Origin of the sequence: Stappia sp. BW2, assembly GCF_008107695.1 — a bacterium.
GTDB lineage: Bacteria > Pseudomonadota > Alphaproteobacteria > Rhizobiales > Stappiaceae > Roseibium.
This window is the reverse complement of sequence record NZ_VIRG01000039.1, coordinates 15,152-32,645: the sequence shown is the minus strand read 5'-3', so window position 1 is coordinate 32,645 and position 17,494 is coordinate 15,152. Positions and strand designations below refer to the sequence as shown.

The window sequence follows — 17,494 nt, the reverse complement described above, 5'->3', positions numbered from 1 at the left end:
TCAAGAGGAGGACCATGAAACAGCGGCGCTTGCAGCACGCCAAATCCGCTGCTTAACTGAAACCCAGATGTGCCAGACCCTCCTTTAGTCAGGCCGCTTGATGTCTCAATTTACCTGACGACGGACAGGAACAACTGGACCGGACGATCGTCGCCATAGAAACCTGGAGAACCCTCAAGCTGCAGAGGGACCTGACCGGCAATATCGAGACCGAGTATGCACAGATGGCTTCCGGTATATCCTTCCTGAGCGATCTGGCGCTCCTCAGCCGCAAGCCGTTGACACCGCAGGAGATGCTCGATCATGCCGAAAGCCTCAAGTTTCTGGCAGATATGGCGGATCGGTGTGCCCGGCGGCTGACCGAACTGGCCAGAATTTCCGGCAAGACCTGAAGACCGCTGCCTTACGGCATCAGCGTTGCCACGGGATCGACACCTGCAAACAAGGGGTGCGCAACTGTCAGGACAATGTAGAGCACAAGCCCTGCCGTTGCTCTGATCAGGATTGGTTGCCAGTTGACCGGAGCCCCTCTGGACGAACGCTTCATGTCGGCAACCAAGCGATTCCAGGTATTGCCCATTTCCCTTTGTTTGCGCCGATCGATCAGTTTCATGCCCGCCAGAGAGAAAACCGCAAACGTTCCGAACAGGATGACGTGTGCCAGATCTCCGTTCGGAACAACATGCGCTGCTGACCACAGAAACGCAGCCACCAGGATCGGGTGACGCATCAGCCCAACGATGCCTGGACGCTCGGGATCGAACCGGTTGTTGTGCCGCCCGCCGAAGGAGAACGGGTTTGGTATACCAATCCCGAAGGCGAGGATCAGACAGACGGGCAGCATCATCAGTACGGGTACAAAGGTCTGCCAGGTCTCCCAAGGCCAAAGCGCAACGTATGGCGCGTCACGGGCTGCCACAATCAGCCACCACAGGATCGCCAGCGAAAGTAGCGAATAGCAGAGTGAAAACCCGCGTGGCGAAAGGAAGGCGACCAGAGGGGGACGAAGCGGCGGTCTGACCAGAACCATGTGGGAGGCGAAGAAGACCAGGAAGGCCGCGATAAAATTGAGCCAGTTGTGGCTGGGCATGGTAGGGGCGCTCTCTTCAGGAACACGTTTCCGGAACTTGGCAGCTCCGTCGATATACATGACTCTTAAAATCATAAATCCAATCCGACTTGACGATGGTCAAGACACTTGCAGACCCGCCTTGGGATCATGAGCCAAGGGCCTTTAGGCCTGTTTCAACATCAGCTGCATTTGCCGGTTGGCCGGCAGAAACATCCTGAAAGGCAAGCTCATGATGGCGACTCATCGTTTTGGGGCATTGGGCAGTTCAAACCGGATCCCGACAGTGTTGACCGCTGGGTTCAGGTTCTTTTTCCTGTCCGCAGGCATTTTTTCGATTTTTGCCATGCTCGCCTGGACCGTCTGGCTCGGTGTGCACGCTGCCGGAGGCACCTTTGTCTCCACACCCATGTCCATGGCACCGCACCTTTGGCACGCGCATGAAATGGTTTTTGGTTACACGGCTGCCGTGATTGCGGGGTTCTTCGTGACCGCAGTGCCCAACTGGACAGGAACGAAGGAAGCCGGTTCACTGTTTGTCATTGCCAGTGGCGCGGTCTGGCTTGCGGGACGGTTTGCCATCTGGTTTTCCAACAGCATCGACCCGGTGATCGTTGCCGCGGTGGACCTTGCCTTTGTCCCTGTTCTCTCCACTGCCGTACTCGGGCGCCTCGCTCGCAAATCCCAGGCCCGTAACATGGTGTTCCTGGCTCTGCTTACGGCTCTCCTTACCGGCAATCTGATGATGCATCTGGAGTGGATCGGCTGGACGGTCGACACCGCCGAGGCCGGCGTTCGGATAGGAATATTCACCAGTACGGCCATGATCGCGATTATCGGCGGCCGGGTCGTGCCGGCGTTCACGCGCAACGCCCTGCTTCGGGCGGGCTATCAAGGGTCCCTGCCCGTGTCGCGTGTCTGGCTGGACCGGGCAGGTATACTGCTTGTGCTGCTGGCAGCTCTCGCATTCCTGCCGATTGTGCCTGAGGAGCTGCGTGGTGGGCTGTGTCTCACGGCCGGGCTGGTCACGCTTTTACGTCTTGCCGGTTGGCAAGGGTGGGCGGTGCGAAGGGAACCGATCCTCTGGATCCTGCATGCCGCCTATCTGCTGCTTGGGTCCGGGTACCTGGTTTACGGCGTGACTTTATTGACAGGCGAATACTCCGAAACGGCCGCCCTACATCTGCTTGCAGCCGGAGCAATCGGCAGCATGACACTTGCAATGATGACGCGCGCCTCGCTCGGTCACGCGGGTTTGCCGTTGAAGGTGTCGCGGCCGATCGTGCTCGCCTATGTGCTTCTGATCGCCGCCGCGCTGGCGCGAAGTTTCGGGCTCGCCGCCCTCGGCTATTTCGAAACCATGCTGCTGTCGGGCAGTCTGTGGATAGTGGCCTTCGGTTTGTATGTCGAGGTTTATTTTCCGATCCTGACGACACCTCGAACACGAAATTAACAATATTTATCAAGGCGCTAGCCACGGGTGAGTGCCTTTTTTCATATCCCGAAAAATCAATTTCGACACGCTTGACTATCGTCAAGAAGTTCCAGGCCACGAAGGCCGACAACTAGCCCTGAGAAAAACACACGACTTCTTGGAGCGCGTCTCGTGGGTCATCCCAGTCACATTTTTCTGTTCGCCTTCCTGAGCATCGCGGTTGCCCTGGGCCTGGTGGGAAACACACCGGTCAAGGCAGATGATGCGCTGGTCCAGCATTACCTCGACAAGGTAGCGCCGGGCGAACTCGTGCCGGGGGCCGAGGCGTTCGGTCCGCTGAAGAACGATTTTCCGGTCGTGCCTGCCCTAAAAGGCAAAGACACACTTGGCTGGGTTTACCTCACGTCGGACTTTGTCTCCACAACGGGCTATTCCGGCAAGCCGATCCACACGTTGGTCGGGGTCGACAAGGATGCCGTGATCACGGGTGTCCGGCTGGTCAAACACTCCGAACCCATAGTGCTGATCGGAATTCCCGACAAGAAAATCCGTGCAGTGACGGAAGGCTATGCAGGCCTTGATCTGAAGGCGGAAGCCGCCAGCGGCGGTTCGGCGCATGATCTCGACATCATTTCCGGCGCGACTGTGACCATCATGGTCATCGACGATTCCATCATTCGCTCAGGCCTGAAGGTTGCCCGGACGCTTGGCCTGGGTGGACTTGCTTCCGAGGTCGCGCAGAGTGGACCCAAGAAAGAAGTCGATACAGACAAAAGAGATATCAGCGACTGGACGACGTTGACTGGCGACGGCTCGGTACGACGCCTGTCCCTTGATGTTGCTCAGATCAACGAATCCTTTGTGGCACAGGGTGACAAACGCGCGATCGGCAGGCCCGAAAAGGGCCCTGAAACCGATACGTTTATCGATCTCTATCTTGCCCTGGCAGATGTACCCTCGATCGGTCTGTCGCTGTTGGGCGAAGCGGAATATGCCAACCTGATGGCACGGATGAAGGATGGCGACCATGCCATTCTGGTGACCGGCCGCGGGCGCTATTCCTTCAAGGGTTCTGGCTATGTGCGGGGCGGGATCTTCGATCGCATCCAGCTCATCCAGGACGACGTCTCGGTGCGTTTCCATGACCGCCAGCACAATCGTGTCGGCACCATCGCCGCTGACGGTGCCCCGGCCTTTTCGGAAATGGACCTCTTTATCATTCCAGCCGACTCCGGCTTCGATCCTGCGAAGGAATTCCGGTTGCAGCTGCTTGTGCAGCGGCCCGTCGGCCCGATCGAGAAAGTCTTCCTGACGTTCGATCTCGGCTACCGCCTGCCCGACAGTTATCTGAAGACCGTTACACCAGCCGCAGCACCTGCAGCTTCAGAGCAAACCGAAAATACCGTCTCTGCAAAGGACAGAGGCGTCCAGGAGCTTTGGAAACGGATCTGGAACGACCGCAAAACGGACGTCCTGATCCTGGCTGCCGCGATCGCCGTGTTGACCCTGGTGTTTTTCTTCCAGATGCAGGTAACGCGCCACGAGCGTTTCACCTTCTGGTTCCGCATCGGCTTCCTCACCTTCACGCTGGTCTGGCTCGGCTGGATGGAAAATGCACAGCTGTCGGTAGTCAACGTGCTGGCCTTCTTCTCGGCACTGACAAGCGACTTCAGCTGGGATGCCTTCCTGATGGATCCGCTGGTGTTCCTGCTGTGGTTCTCTGTGGCCGCCGCCCTGCTGTTCTGGGGACGCGGTGCCTATTGCGGCTGGCTGTGCCCCTTCGGCGCCCTGCAGGAGCTGACAAATCGTATCGCCAAGCTGTGCCGTATCCCGCAGATCGAAGTGCCCTGGGGTCTGCATGAGCGTCTGTGGCCGGTGAAATACATCATCTTCCTGGGTCTGTTTGGACTGTCGCTCTACTCCCTCGATATTGCCGAACATTACGCCGAGGTTGAACCGTTCAAGACGGCCATCATCCTGAAGTTCCAACGCGCCTGGCCCTTCGTCCTGTTCGTGGTCGCCCTGCTGGCAGCCGGCCTGTTCATCGAGCGGTTCTACTGCCGGTATCTGTGTCCGCTCGGCGCAGCACTCGCAATCCCAGCACGTCTGCGGATGTTCGACTGGCTGAAGCGGTATCGCGAATGCGGCAACCCCTGCAACCGTTGCGCCAAGGAATGCATGGTCCAGGCCATCCATCCGGAAGGCAACATCAATCCAAACGAGTGCCTGAACTGCCTGCACTGCCAGGTTCTGTATCAGCACGACCAGAAATGTCCTGTTTGCATCAAGAAGCTCGCGAAAAGACGGCGGTTCGAGGTGCAGACCGGTCTCGTCAAGCCGGACACGAAAGCCAAGGCGGAAACGCCGGTGTCGGCCACGTAACCTTCAAAAGGCAACCCAAGGAGATCAGCCATGAAGGACAATAACGAACAGCGCGGTGTATCCCGCCGGGATCTGTTGGGCGGATCTGCCAAGACCGCCATCGTCGCCGGAATGGGCGCTGTTGCCCTGAGCAGTGCAGACCTTGCATATGCGCAGGGAGACGGCCAGAAGTTCGAACTCGCACCGGGTGAACTCGACGAATATTACGGTTTCTGGTCTTCGGGCCAGAGCGGCGAATTGCGCATTCTCGGGTTCCCGTCCATGCGCGAGTTGATGCGCGTTCCGGTCTTCAACCGCTGCTCGGCAACCGGCTGGGGTCAGACCAACGAATCCCTCAAGATCCTGACGGAAGGTCTGTTGCCGGAAACCAAGGCGTATCTCGCAGCCCAGGGCAAGGTCACCTATGACAACGGCGATCTGCACCATCCGCACATGTCCTTCACCGACGGCACCTATGACGGGCGCTACATCTTCGCCAACGACAAGGCGAATACGCGCGTGGCCCGCATCGATTGCACCACGATGAAGTGCGACAAGATCATCGAAATCCCAAATGCGCACGACATCCACGGCATGCGGCCGCAAAAGTATCCGCGCACGGGTTACATCTTCGCGAACGGCGAGCATGAAGCTCCGCTGGTCAACGACGGCAAGATTCTGGACGATCCGTCTCAGTATTCCTGCCTGTTCACCGCCATCGACGGCGACGAGATGAAGGTCGCCTGGCAGGTGATCGTGTCGGGTAACCTCGACAACTGCGACGCCGACTACCAGGGTAAATACGCCTTCTCGACAAGCTACAACTCGGAAATGGGCATGAACCTTGCCGAGATGACCGAGAGCGAACTGGACCATTGCGTCGTCTTCAACATCAAGGCGATCGAGGAAGCCGTCGCTGCGGGCAACTACCGGGAACTCAACGGTGTGCCCATCGTCGACGGCCGCAAGGAAGCCAAGTCCCAGTTCACCCGGTACATCCCGGTTCCCAACAGCCCGCACGGCTGCAACGCGGCACCGGACAAGAAGCACATCGTCATCAACGGCAAGCTGTCTCCCACCTGCACGGTGATCGACGTGACCAAGATCGACGCACTCTTCTCCGAAAACGCCGATCCGCGCTCTGCCGTTGTCGCCGAGCCACAGCTTGGTCTTGGCCCGCTCCATACGGCCTTCGACGGCAAGGGTAACGCGTTCACGACCCTGTTCCTCGACAGCCAGATCGTGAAATGGAATGTCGACAAGGCTATTCAGGCCTATGCTGGTGAAGATGTCGATCCGATCATCTCTAAGGTCGATGTGCATTATCAGCCGGGCCACAACTCCACTTCCATGGGTGAAACCGCGGAAGCGGACGGCAAATGGCTGATCTCGATGAACAAGTTCTCCAAGGACCGGTTCCTGAACGTCGGTCCGTTGAAACCGGAGAACGAACAGCTCATCGATATTTCCACCGACGACATGAAGGTCGTTCACGACGGTCCCACCTTCGCCGAACCTCATGACAGCATCATCGTGCATGCATCGAAGGTGAACCCTGCGACTGTCTGGGATCGCAATCATCCATGGTTTGACGATGCCAAGAAACAGGCAGCCGCCGACGGAGTCGAGCTGGAATATGCTGAGGACGTCATTCGGGACGGCAACAAGGTGCGTGTTTACATGCACTCGGTCGCGCCTACTTTCAGCCTTGAAAAATTCACGGTGAAACAGGGCGACGAAGTGACCATCTACGTTACCAACATCGATGATATTGATGACCTGACCCACGGCTTCTGCCTGTCCAACTATGGCATCGCCATGGAAGTTGGTCCGCAGGCAACAGCATCAGTCACCTTTGTTGCCGAACGCCCAGGGGTCCACTGGTACTATTGCCAGTGGTTCTGCCATGCGCTGCACATGGAAATGCGCGGCCGGATGTTCGTGGAACCGAGGAACGCCTGAGCCATGCACCGCGCTCTTTTCAGATTACTGGCACTTTCCACCGCTGCTGTCGCAAGCCTGGCTGTCTGCGGGCCGCTTCAGGCAGAGGAATGGCAGGTACTGGCTGAAAAGGGCGCCTTGCAGCAGGTTCTTGAAAAAGCGCAGGCCGGGGATGTTCTCCGGCTTGCCCCCGGCAACCATGAGGGCCCCGTGGTTCTCGACAAACCTTTGACGCTGAGTGGAGCGGGCAAGGCAGGTATTGCCGGAAATGGCACCGGCAGCGTCGTCACCATCAACGCACCAGACAGTGTCGTGGAAGGGCTGGAACTGACCGGCTCAGGCCTCTCGCAGGAAACGCTGGATGCAGGCGTCAAGCTGTCCAAGACCGCACATCGCGCCATTGTGCGTGACAACCGGATCCTCGACAACCTGACAGGTGTCGATGTTCATGGTGCGCGCAACGCAACTGTATCGAACAATCTCATCGAAGGCCGCCAGGACCTGCGCATGAACGAGCGCGGCAACGGCATCTATGTCTGGAACGCGCCCGGTCTTTTGGCCGAATACAACACAATCCGGTTCGGCCGCGACGGTATTTTCGTCAATACCAGCCCCAAGGATACTTTTCGCAACAACCGCTTCGAGGACCTGCGTTTTGCCGTCCACTACATGCACGGCAACAACGGTACCATCGAGAACAACTTTTCCAAGGGCAATGACATCGGCTACGCGCTGATGTTTTCCGACCGGCTGAAGGTGCGCAACAACGTCTCGATCGGCGACCGCAATCACGGCCTCATGCTGAACTACGCCAATCACGCCGAGATCTCCGGCAACCAGGTCAAAGGCGGCGGTGAAAAATGTCTGTTCATGTACAATGCCAACAAGAACACAGTGACAGACAACAGCTTCGAAGGCTGCCCCATAGGCGTTCACTTCACGGCGGGATCCGCGAACAACGCCTTCGAGGGCAATGCTTTTATCGGCAACAAGACGCAGGTGAAATATGTCGGCAGCCGTCAACTCGACTGGAGCACGGACGGACGCGGAAATTATTGGAGCGATCACCCCGCCTTCGACATGAACGGCGACGGCATTGCCGACACCGCCTACCGGCCCAATGACATGGTCGACCAGGTCCTGTGGACCCAACCCTCCGCCAAGCTTCTGGTGGGCAGTCCGGCTGTTCAGCTGCTCCGTTGGACCCAATCTCAATTTCCGGCGCTGCTGCCTGGCGGCATCGTCGACAACGCCCCACTGATGCATCCGCCAGTGCGGGCGACACCGAATTCGGGAGTTCAAGGATGACCGAAACATCCCTCAATGCACCGACCCTCCGCGTGGATGGCGTCTGCAAGACCTTTTCCGGACACAAGGCCGTCGACGACGTGTCCTTTTCGCTGAACGGAGGTGAACGGGTTGCCATGCTCGGTCATAACGGCGCTGGCAAAACGACACTGTTTAAGATTGTGCTCGGATTCCTGAAGCGCGACCGTGGAGACGTCACGGTTATGGGCGCAGCCCCAGGCAGCCATGATGCCCGTATCGGAACAGCTTATCTGCCGGAATCCGTGGCTTTTCCCGCATCTCTCTCGGGCAAGGAAGTTCTGACCTTCTATGCAAGACTGAAAGGCGAACGCCCTGCGAGGGCTTTGCCGTTGCTGGAACGGGTAGGTTTGGCGGAGGCTGCAAAACGGAGGGTTGGCACCTATTCCAAGGGCATGCGTCAACGCCTCGGTCTCGCCCAGGCACTCATCGGCCGGCCAAGATTGATCCTGCTGGACGAACCGACGACAGGCCTCGATCCGATCTCCCGGCAGACAGTGTACGAACTGATTGGTGAAATCGCGGGACAGGGAACTACCGTTCTGCTGTCGTCTCATGCCCTCACCGAACTGGAGGCACGGACCGACCGGATCCTGATCCTGTCGAAAGGCCGGCTCGTTGCCGACGACATCCTGAGCCGCCTGCGTGCCCAGGCCGGGTTGCCGATCAGGCTGAAGGTCTGGACCAGACCCGAGGATCTCGACCATGTGTCCGAAAGCCTCGGTGGCGGACAGATGAATGGACGTTCAGTGGAATTCAACTGCAATGCGGATGACAAGGTCAGAACCCTTTCGGCAATCAGCGCCCTTGGCGACCTGGTTGAGGATGTTGATGTCCATGCGCCCAGCCTTGATGACGTCTACAGGTATTTTTCCAGCGCCGCTGGCAAGGAGGCCTGAGCTATGTTCTCCAGAATCCTCACAGTGGCCGGACAGGAAATCCGTATTGGCATTCGCAATCGATGGATCCTGCTGGCCGCGATGATCCTCGCCGTGTTCTCGCTGGCGCTCGCCCTGCTCGGCTCGGCGCCTGCGGGAACCCTCGGCGTCGACCGGCTGACCATCACCGTTGCCTCGCTGGCCAGTCTATCGGTCTATCTTGTGCCGCTCATTGCATTACTGCTTGCCTTCGACGCGATCTGCGGCGAGATCGAACGCGGCACCTTGCTAATGACACTGTCCTGCCCGATCTCCCGCGTCGAATTTCTGATCGGCAAGGCCGTCGGCCATACGCTGGTTCTCGCATTTGCCCTGGTCGTCGGCTACGGACTGACGGCAGGATTGCTTGTGGCAGCGGGCTACGGCTCTCTCTCGGGGCTTGCGGATTTTGTCCGGCTGATCGCAACCTCGGTCCTGCTCGGGGTCTGCTTTCTGGCGACAGGTTATGTGCTGAGCTCGCTGACGCGCCAGTCACGCACCGCAGCGGCAGCTTCGGTGGCTGTCTGGCTGATGATGGTCGTCCTGTATGACCTTGCGCTCCTGGGCGCGCTCGTTGCCAATCCCAGCGGTGTCTTCGCGTCCGACGTTTTCCCCTATGCCATCCTGCTCAACCCGGCCGACGCCTTCCGCCTGTTCAACCTGGCGGCTCTCGGTGCAAACGATCTGGTGGGCGGCATGGCCGGGGTGGCAGACGCCCTGCCCTTCGATCCCCTGCTCGCCCTTGGCTCGCTGACCGTGTTTGCCGGTCTGGCCATGGCCGGTTCCGCTCTTCTAATAAAAAGGATTGCGCCATGAAACGCGCGCTCATCTCTGTCTTCTTGCTCGGGTTCCTGGCTGCCTGTCAGGAAGAGGTCCAAATTGCCAAACCGGATGCAATGCATCTGACACCGGAAGCGGCCGGTCACTATTGCCAAATGACTGTTCTGGAGCATGATGGCCCCAAGGCCCAAATCCACCTGACAGGAAATCCCAATCCACTCTGGTTTACGCAAGTTCGCGACGCGGTTGCCTTCCTGCGTTCCCCCGAAGAACCGAAAGATATCGCGGCCGTTTATGTCAACGACATGGAACAGGCGGAAAGCTGGACCCAACCGGGCACCGATAACTGGATCGATCTGAATGCTGCCTGGTTCGTCATCGGCAGCAACGTGGCAGGCGGCATGGGCGCTCCGGAGGCAATTCCCTTTGGCACGCAAGCCGGAGCAAACGCCTTCACGAAGGACAACAATGGCAGCGTCGTTCAAGTCGACGATATCCCGACTGACTACGTTCTGGGAGCCGTCGATGTGTCCGCCGCCACCTCGGTCCCCATGGCTGTAAAACACGGGGCTGCGCAATGACACATGCGACCATCAATCAACCACCCATGAACCGCAGGCGTTTCCTGCGGATCTGCGCCGCCAGTGTTGCTGGCCTTGCATTGCCGGCAGCCGGAGCAATGGCAGGTGGACAGGCCCAATTGTACCGCTGGCGCGGTATTGCACTGGGGGCTGGTGCAGAAATCGATATCCTGCACGAAAGCGCAAGCGAAGCGAAACGTCTGTTCACCAAGGTGGAAGCGGAAATCCGAAGGCTGGAAGCGATCTTCAGTCTCTACCAACCGGACAGCGAGCTGGTCCGGCTGAATGCCAACGGGCGGCTTTCGGCGCCTTCTCTGGAAATGGTCGATCTGCTCGGCCTGTGCCACAGGCTTCATGCAGCGACTGAAGGAGCCTTCGACCCGACCATTCAACCTTTGTGGGCCTATTATGCCAGGCAGGCGTCCGGCGACGCCGGAGAGGTTCTTGCGGCTGCCCGAAGCCGCACAGGCTTCAAACACGTCGTCTATGGCCCGGGCGAGATCCGGTTTGCTCAAAGAGGCATGTCCATGTCCTTCAACGGCATTGCCCAAGGTTACATCACGGATAGGGTCACGGCGTTCCTTGCCTCGAAAGGATGCACGAACATGGTGGTCGATCTCGGTGAGATCGTCACCAGAGGTAGGCCGGATGAAGAACCTGCACTTGACGCAGGCTCTCAACGTGGCTGGCCAGTGACGTTGCAGCCGGTGGCCGAACGCGCAGAGGCGACGACCAGGATCAGATTGACGGACGCCGCAGTCGCCAGTTCTGCGCGGCTCGGAACGACCTTCGATCAAGCCGGCCGGCGCTCCCACATCATCGATCCGCGAACCGGCCTGCCGGTTGCGGGTGCAGTAGATGGCGCTAGCGTCATAGCTCCGGCCGCAGCTCTTGCCGATGGCCTGTCCACGGCTGCATTGGTGCTTGAAGAGAACCGCCTTGGGATAGCTCTGGCAGAGCTTCCGGCAACCAGCGCCTTCGTGGTGCGCCGCGATGGTTCGGCAGGGTGGCTGACGGCTTGAGGAGGGCGTCTATTTACGGTTTACTGCGCGCAGGGCGGTCGAGGCAACGATCGCCCAGAAGCCCGTTCTGAAGATTAATGCCACGAGAGTGCGCGTTTCATGAGGCCCACCCTGGGACACATACACAAGGAATGCACATAAAACGATCGCGGTCCCGGTTAGAATCGCGATGGCCATCCAGCGAGCCCACCCTCTGGCGAACCAGAGTCCGATGCCGGTCATTACATATGCAAAGCCAGCCAAAAAATTGATCCACACGACAAACGAGACGACGTTGCCAGCCAAACTGGATAGCTGATCGCCGCCAAAGAGAACCGTTCCACCACTCAGCACTGTCATGAGGCCGAAAACAACGGCAGCCGCACCCGCAATACGCAGGCCCATTCCTTGACGCTGTTTCCTTTCCATCCGCATGCTCCGTTTTCCGATCGAGAGAGTATCAATTTGCCGGTGGCGGTTTTCCATCTGCTTCGTCCATCAGTCGCCGCACCCATTTTGCCGCAAACCACGTAGCTGGTACGCCGAGTGGCAAACTGAGCCAGATCGACATGACAGGCGACAGGGGCGGCAAACCGACAGCCTGCCCCATCAGGCTCAGCATGTAGAGATTGATGGCAACCGCAGCAGCCGTGAACGGATAGAGCAAGATCACAAGTTTGCGCACCGGCCAGCCGGTTTCGATCTGGGTCACGCTGCCAGTTCCTCCCGGTTGGCACTCTCAAGCGCACAGGCGATGAGTTTCGGCATGAATGGCGCCTCGATCAGAGGAGCAAGGCGCAGGCCTTCGAAACCGGCCCCGTCGAGGGCTTCCGGAATGTCCTGGGTCACGTGGTGCCCGTTGCCGGCAAAAAGAGGTAACAGAATGGTTCTCATGCCGCAGCTGGCGGCGGTATTTTCCAAGAACGGCACTTCTTCCAGGAACCCCAGCCGGATCGGTCTCTCCGGCAGCCATTCGGCGAGACCTGCAGCGAACCGGATGGTGCTTTGTGCGGTTGACCGGCAAGTTGCCGAACCATGGGCTGCCAGCAGCAGTTCGTAGCCGGATGCGTTCCAGTGGATTCTTTCAGCCGTCATTTCCAGAAAGCGCGCCGTCAGGCGGGGCAACTCGGGATGGATGCCGAGCGCAGGCAATTGCCGGGCGCCGGTTCCCTTCAGCCTTCCCGTTAAAGCGGTCTGCGTGAACCAGCCCTCGGCCATGAAGACCGGAAAAACAAGCGGCTCAGGCCCGGCAAGGTCCAGGGCACGATCAAGAGCATCAGGCGCGGCCAACGTGGCCGAACGGATGGACCAGCTGGGCAGGAATTCGCGGACCTGCTGCGCAAGTGCGCGTAAATACGCTTCACCTGCCTGCGGGTGTGACGGCTGGCCGTGCGAGGCGAGGATCGCCTCAATGGCTCGTTCCTTCCGAAAAAGTGATCTTGTTCCAGACATTGTACTTCCCTGAAGGTTTGCGCATGGGCAGACGCCGGACCTCTTTCAGAGTGGTGGCGTCATAGACAATCACCGCGCCGTCATCCTCCCAGACGGAGACAAGGGCGTAGCGGCCATCCTTCGTGAATTCGACATGGGCGACCGTTGCACCTTCGACCGGCTTCAGTGTCTTGACGATTTCCAGGCTTTCCTTGTCGATCACATGGATCTCGTCCTTGTTCGGGCCGAAGAAGACATCGGCCCAGAAATAGGGTGTGTTCTCGTGGCTGCGCAGGAAAAAACCGGGGCCGTCCGTCTTGATCGTCGCGATCTGTTTCCAGGTTTCGGTGTCAATGACCGACAGCTTGCCTTCTTTCAGATGCGGGGTTGCCATGACCCTGTGGCCGTCCCGTTCCCAACTGATGCCGGACCCGAGATGCGGCATGCCTTCCAGCGGCAGTTCGGCAATTTCGCGGCCGACATTCAGGTTGACGACCACGCCTCGCGCACCGTCGCGCGAAGCCCCGACGAGATGCCGGTAATCATCATCGAAAAAGAAGTCGTCAAGCGGTTCTGCCGTCAGGATTCTCCGGCGGGCAAAGAGCCCTTCGGACGAAGGCAAAGCTTCGACCATGCCTTTTTCCCGACTGTGCACGAACCCTTCGTAGACCGGGTCTGCATCGGGATCGGTGGCAATTTCCCAGATTTCCGGAGCATCCTTCAAGGCAAGGATGAAGCTCTTTCGGTTGGGGGCCTGATAGACCGCCGAAACGCGACTTGCGGTGCCGTCCTTGGCGGTCACGTCCATCACGGTTGCGACCGAAAGGTCTTCGGTCGACAGGATCGTCAGCGTCATCGGCAGGTAGTTGGCAACTGCCAGCCACTTGCCGTCATGGCTCATCGCAATGTTGCGGCTGTTTAGCCCTGCCCGGACCCGGCCAACCTCCTGAAGCGCGTAGAGATCGTATTTCTGGACCCAGCCATCACGCGACATGATGAAGACATAGCGCCCGTCCGGCGAGAATTTCGGCCCGCCATGGACTGCAAACGGCGTTGCGAACCTGTCGAGCGTCTCGAAGGTGTCGCCATCGAGAACGCTGACATGATGATCGCCCGTTTCGACGACCAGGGTGATGTTCATCGGGTCGGACTGCCAGACAGGCGTTTCGACGGGCTGGTAGTCCTCGTTGATCACCAGGTTGGCGGCGATGTCCGTTTCGGTCCAGTCCGGAACCTCGCTCAGTGGTTCTTTCAAAAAGGCGGCCAGGGCCTCGATCTGCTCATCGTTCAGTATATCGGCGAACGCCGGCATCTGTGTCGCCTTGCGTCCGTCGCGAATGACTGTATCGAGATCCGGTCCGCGCATGCGGCCCAAGGTTTCCGGGATCAGAGCTGGTCCGACACCGCCGAGACGGCCGGCACCGTGACAGTCCTGACAATTGTCGGCATAGTCCTGCGCGGGGCCTGCGACCGACGGCGAAGTCAGCAGCAGGAGCGCGCTAAGCGAAGCGATGAGCCGGATCATGGCGTTTTCCTCGGAACGGGGTCACGGCCAGGCGGTCACCGCCGGCACCGGCAAGCCCGATTTCGTCGTCGCTGAGATAACAGGCAGGGTCTTCGGCCCAGGGATCACCGGTCAGTTGCAGCGCGCGGATACGGGTATTGCCCCCGCACACATCCTTGAAGGCACAAGCGCCACACCGCCCCTTGAGCGGGCGGGGCCTCGTCCGAAGCCGCGCCAGCATCGGATCCGCTCCCGTCCACAGGTCGGAGAAGGGAACGACCTTCACACTGCCGATGGTGTAGTCGGACCAATAGGTATCCGGATGCACGTTGCCAAGCGTGTCGATGTTGGCAACGCCGAGACCGGAAGAGTTGCCACCCCAATCGGCGAGATGATCGCGCACGTGGGCAGTGGTGTCAGGCCCAAAGGTCCGGTCCACCCACTCCAGGAAATAAACCGCGTCGGCATCATTGTTGCCGGTAACGATATCGAGTGGTCTGCCACCGCTGACACCTTGCCATGCCCGGTCCATCAACACATCCATTGCCCACCTGGAGCGCATGTGTTCGGCGTCTTCACCGCGGTGCTTGTCACCCCGGCCGGCATAAACGAGATGGGACAGGTAAAACTTGTCGACGCCCTCATCGTCGCAAAGGCGCAGAAGATCAGGCAGGCTCTCGTGGTTGCCCTCCGTCAGGGTGAAGCGCAGCCCGACCTTGATGCCGCGTGCCTTGCATTCTCGAACGCCCCGCAGAGCAGATTGAAAAGCGCCTTCAACACCGCGAAACCAGTCGTTGGTGGAGCCGATCCCGTCAATGGATATGCCCACATAATCAAAGCCGATTTCTGCCACCTTGTCGGCAGTTTCGCCGTGCAACCTGGTGCCATTGGTCGACAGGGCCAGCATGCGCACAAGGCTTCTGGCCCGCCCGGCAATCTCAAACAGGTCTTTCCGGTCCAGCGGTTCACCCCCGGACAGGATCAGAGCGGGAATGCCGAAGCATCCAAGATCCTCCAGGGTCGCCATGGCCTGGTCGTGGGTCAACTCGCCTGGAAAATCGACGTCCGCCGACACCGTATAGCAATGCCGGCATTTCAGGTTACAGCGCCGGGTGAGGTTCCAGATCACCACCGGCTTGACCGCGCCGTTTCCACGGCGGGTCCGCACAGGCGTCGGGTCAATGATCTGGTGCATGTATTCCGAGAGGCGGAACATCGTTCAGCCCTCCTTGCCGCGCAGGCGCATGCCCGTCTTTTTCAGGATGCGCGTTGAAAACAGGATGTCACTGGCGCGGCAGGCCTTGCCCAGCAGGCTGGAGATCTCCGACCGTTTGGCGATCACTTCGTCGCGGGTTTCTCCATGAACCATGGCAAAGAGATTGTAGGGCCAGTCCGGCAGCGCCCGGGGTCGGCGGTAGCAATGCGTGACGAACGGCAGGACGCCTACCTTTTCGCCGAGACTGTCGACCACCGCATCATCGACGTCCCAGACGGTCATGCCGTTGGCGGTCATGCCTAGACGATAGTGATTTGGAGCAGCGCCAATTCGCCGGATGATACCCTGCGCCTTCAGGTGCTTCAGGCGCTCGATCAGGTCCGCTTCGCTCAGTCCCAGGCTTTCGGCAACGACAGCATAGGGTCTGGTGACCAGCGGCAATCCGGCCTGCGTGGCTTCGACGATCGTTCGGTCCTGGGGAGTCAAGGTCATGCGTTCACCCGAAATCCTATGAAAAACTCGCGTTCCTTCGGAAACAGAAGCACGGGCAAACCTGTGTCGCGCTCGATTGCTTCGGCTGTTGCCGAAATTGCGGCCTGACTTTCCGTTGCCAGGACGAACCACATGTTCAGCTTGTGATCCCGTTCATAGTTATGGGCGACCTCGGGGTAGGCATTGACTTTGGTTAAGACCTCTTCAAATCTCTCCGGCGGCACAGCAATGGCGCAGAGGCAAAAAGCGCCGCCCAGGGCTTTCGCATCGAAAAACGGACCGAACCGCGTCAGCAAGCCGTCGTCGCGCAAGGTCCGGATATGTCCGGCAACCTCCTCTTCACTCAGGTCCAGCTCCTGCGCCAGTTCCTGAAAAGGTTGCGGGGCCAGTGGCAGATCGTCCTGCAGACGGTTGATCAGGGTCCGTTCGAGAGGAGACAGGTCCCGGGTCATGCCGCAACTCCCTGGCGAGAGATCATTGCACCTGTCTGCTTGAAGCAGCGGGTGGAGAAGAGAACGTCATGTCTCACGTCCGCGACCTCCGGCAGGCGTGATGCCTGAATGAGCACATCCAGCGCCTGCGATCGGCTCCGGCCGTGGATCATGCAGTAAAGCCGATAGGGCCAGACGCCCGCCACGGGCCGGCGTTCATAACACAGGGTTACGCCCGGATGCGCCGCAAGAGCCGGGCCCGCCGAGGTGATCCGGTCCGGCTCGATATCCCAGACGACCATGGCGTTCGCGCGCCACCCCAGGGCACGGTGACGCACAATCACGCCAAATCGGGAAATTATGCCCGCCTCGAGCAGATCCTCGATCCTGTCCAGTATGGCCTCTTCCGTCCGGCCGAGGTCCTCCGCAATACGCAGGTAAGGCCGCCGACAAAGGGGCAGTCCCGTGGTCAGAGCCTGCAGGAGGTCATCGTCACCCTCCTGCAGTTGCTCCAACCGGACCGGCCGGGGCACTGGTGGCCGGCCCGGGTCGCCGTTCAAGCTGAAGCCCAAGTCTATGTTGAACGGACGGACAATCGGAAGATCCAGAACGGCAAGATTCGTCTGTCTCCGAATGGTGTCGAGAACCTCGTTGACGTGGTCCCGGTCCGGGCCGGTGGCAACGAACCAGAGGTTCCGGTAATTCTCCCGCAGGTACGAATGATTGATGCCCGGCTGCGCGCCGACGATTGCGGCAACATCCTCGATGCGGTCGTGTGGCACCGACATGGCCGCAAGCGTGCTAGCCGAAACCGTGTTGGGTGCGCAGGTGGCCCCAACACGGGTGATCCGGCCGGTCGCGGCCATATCTTTCAACCGCCCGATAACGTCATCCTCGGGGCAGTTCGCAGCGGCAGCGATGATTTCGAAAGGTCTCGGAACCAACGGGAAGTCCCGTTGCCAACTATCGAGCAGGGTCAGGTCGAACGGATCGATGAGGCTTGTCATGG

At 59.4% G+C, this 17,494-nt stretch carries 18 protein-coding genes; 9 read left to right on the top strand and 9 right to left on the bottom strand.

Annotated features, from left to right (window positions below):
* Positions 1-224: 224 nt before the first annotated feature.
* Complete coding sequence (locus FMN63_RS29350) at positions 225-392, top strand: hypothetical protein (protein WP_153297090.1); 168 nt, start codon at positions 225-227, stop codon at positions 390-392.
* 11 nt (positions 393-403) lie between these two features.
* Here FMN63_RS29350 and FMN63_RS02825 read toward each other — a convergent pair whose 3' ends face one another.
* Positions 404-1,165, bottom strand: a complete 762-nt coding sequence (locus FMN63_RS02825) for an NnrU family protein (RefSeq protein WP_286192531.1) — start codon at positions 1,163-1,165, stop codon at positions 404-406.
* A 139-nt stretch (positions 1,166-1,304) separates the two neighbouring features.
* On the opposite strand from FMN63_RS02825, the gene FMN63_RS02820 reads away from it, so the two are divergent.
* The 8 genes from FMN63_RS02820 (at position 1,305) to FMN63_RS02785 (ending at position 11,432) form a co-directional block, all read left to right on the top strand.
* Positions 1,305-2,522, top strand: a complete 1,218-nt coding sequence (locus tag FMN63_RS02820; RefSeq protein ID WP_148582443.1) for an NnrS family protein — start codon at positions 1,305-1,307, stop codon at positions 2,520-2,522.
* 153 nt (positions 2,523-2,675) lie between these two features.
* Entirely contained in the window at positions 2,676-4,886 is a 2,211-nt protein-coding gene (locus FMN63_RS02815; RefSeq protein ID WP_148582442.1) for a NosR/NirI family protein, read from the top strand.
* A gap of 30 nt (positions 4,887-4,916) precedes the next feature.
* On the top strand, positions 4,917-6,827 hold the full coding sequence (gene nosZ, locus FMN63_RS02810) for a TAT-dependent nitrous-oxide reductase (RefSeq protein ID WP_148582441.1): 1,911 nt from the start codon (positions 4,917-4,919) through the stop codon (positions 6,825-6,827).
* A gap of 3 nt (positions 6,828-6,830) precedes the next feature.
* Complete coding sequence (locus FMN63_RS02805) at positions 6,831-8,114, top strand: nitrous oxide reductase family maturation protein NosD (protein ID WP_148582440.1); 1,284 nt, start codon at positions 6,831-6,833, stop codon at positions 8,112-8,114.
* Complete coding sequence (locus FMN63_RS02800; RefSeq protein WP_148582439.1) at positions 8,111-9,031, top strand: ABC transporter ATP-binding protein; 921 nt, start codon at positions 8,111-8,113, stop codon at positions 9,029-9,031. Before FMN63_RS02805 ends, FMN63_RS02800 begins: the two co-directional genes overlap by 4 nt.
* A 3-nt stretch (positions 9,032-9,034) precedes the next feature.
* Positions 9,035-9,865 carry an ABC transporter permease gene (locus FMN63_RS02795; protein ID WP_148582438.1) on the top strand — a complete coding sequence of 277 codons (831 nt, stop codon included), beginning with the start codon at positions 9,035-9,037 and terminating at the stop codon, positions 9,863-9,865.
* Positions 9,862-10,410 (top strand): nitrous oxide reductase accessory protein NosL, encoded by a 549-nt coding sequence (locus tag FMN63_RS02790; protein ID WP_148582437.1) that lies wholly within the window; start codon positions 9,862-9,864, stop codon positions 10,408-10,410. Before FMN63_RS02795 ends, FMN63_RS02790 begins: the two co-directional genes overlap by 4 nt.
* The gene (locus FMN63_RS02785; RefSeq protein WP_209000909.1) at positions 10,407-11,432 is read left to right on the top strand and encodes an FAD:protein FMN transferase; all 1,026 of its coding nucleotides are present in this window, start codon (positions 10,407-10,409) and stop codon (positions 11,430-11,432) included. The genes FMN63_RS02790 and FMN63_RS02785 overlap by 4 nt, the downstream gene beginning before the upstream one ends.
* A 9-nt stretch (positions 11,433-11,441) precedes the next feature.
* Here the strand turns inward: FMN63_RS02785 and FMN63_RS02780 are convergent, their stop codons facing one another.
* From FMN63_RS02780 to ahbB (FMN63_RS02745), 8 genes are read right to left on the bottom strand one after another with little or no spacing between them, the layout of a single operon-like run.
* Positions 11,442-11,897 carry a hypothetical protein gene (locus FMN63_RS02780; RefSeq protein ID WP_286192530.1) on the bottom strand — a complete coding sequence of 152 codons (456 nt, stop codon included), beginning with the start codon at positions 11,895-11,897 and terminating at the stop codon, positions 11,442-11,444.
* Entirely contained in the window at positions 11,872-12,123 is a 252-nt protein-coding gene (locus FMN63_RS02775; RefSeq protein ID WP_148582436.1) for a hypothetical protein, read from the bottom strand. Before FMN63_RS02775 ends, FMN63_RS02780 begins: the two co-directional genes overlap by 26 nt.
* Positions 12,120-12,863, bottom strand: a complete 744-nt coding sequence (locus FMN63_RS02770; RefSeq protein ID WP_148582435.1) for a CbiX/SirB N-terminal domain-containing protein — start codon at positions 12,861-12,863, stop codon at positions 12,120-12,122. Before FMN63_RS02770 ends, FMN63_RS02775 begins: the two co-directional genes overlap by 4 nt.
* Positions 12,820-14,367 (bottom strand): nitrite reductase, encoded by a 1,548-nt coding sequence (locus FMN63_RS02765; protein ID WP_148582434.1) that lies wholly within the window; start codon positions 14,365-14,367, stop codon positions 12,820-12,822. The genes FMN63_RS02770 and FMN63_RS02765 overlap by 44 nt, the downstream gene beginning before the upstream one ends.
* Positions 14,342-15,562, bottom strand: a complete 1,221-nt coding sequence (gene nirJ / locus FMN63_RS02760) for a heme d1 biosynthesis radical SAM protein NirJ (protein WP_148582433.1) — start codon at positions 15,560-15,562, stop codon at positions 14,342-14,344. The genes FMN63_RS02765 and nirJ overlap by 26 nt, the downstream gene beginning before the upstream one ends.
* Before the next feature lie 3 nt (positions 15,563-15,565).
* Positions 15,566-16,054, bottom strand: a complete 489-nt coding sequence (ahbB, locus tag FMN63_RS02755) for a siroheme decarboxylase subunit beta (RefSeq protein ID WP_148582432.1) — start codon at positions 16,052-16,054, stop codon at positions 15,566-15,568.
* Positions 16,051-16,506 (bottom strand): Lrp/AsnC family transcriptional regulator, encoded by a 456-nt coding sequence (locus FMN63_RS02750; protein ID WP_148582431.1) that lies wholly within the window; start codon positions 16,504-16,506, stop codon positions 16,051-16,053. Before FMN63_RS02750 ends, ahbB (FMN63_RS02755) begins: the two co-directional genes overlap by 4 nt.
* On the bottom strand, positions 16,503-17,492 hold the full coding sequence (gene ahbB, locus FMN63_RS02745) for a siroheme decarboxylase subunit beta (RefSeq protein WP_148582430.1): 990 nt from the start codon (positions 17,490-17,492) through the stop codon (positions 16,503-16,505). Before ahbB (FMN63_RS02745) ends, FMN63_RS02750 begins: the two co-directional genes overlap by 4 nt.
* Positions 17,493-17,494: the final 2 nt, after the last annotated feature.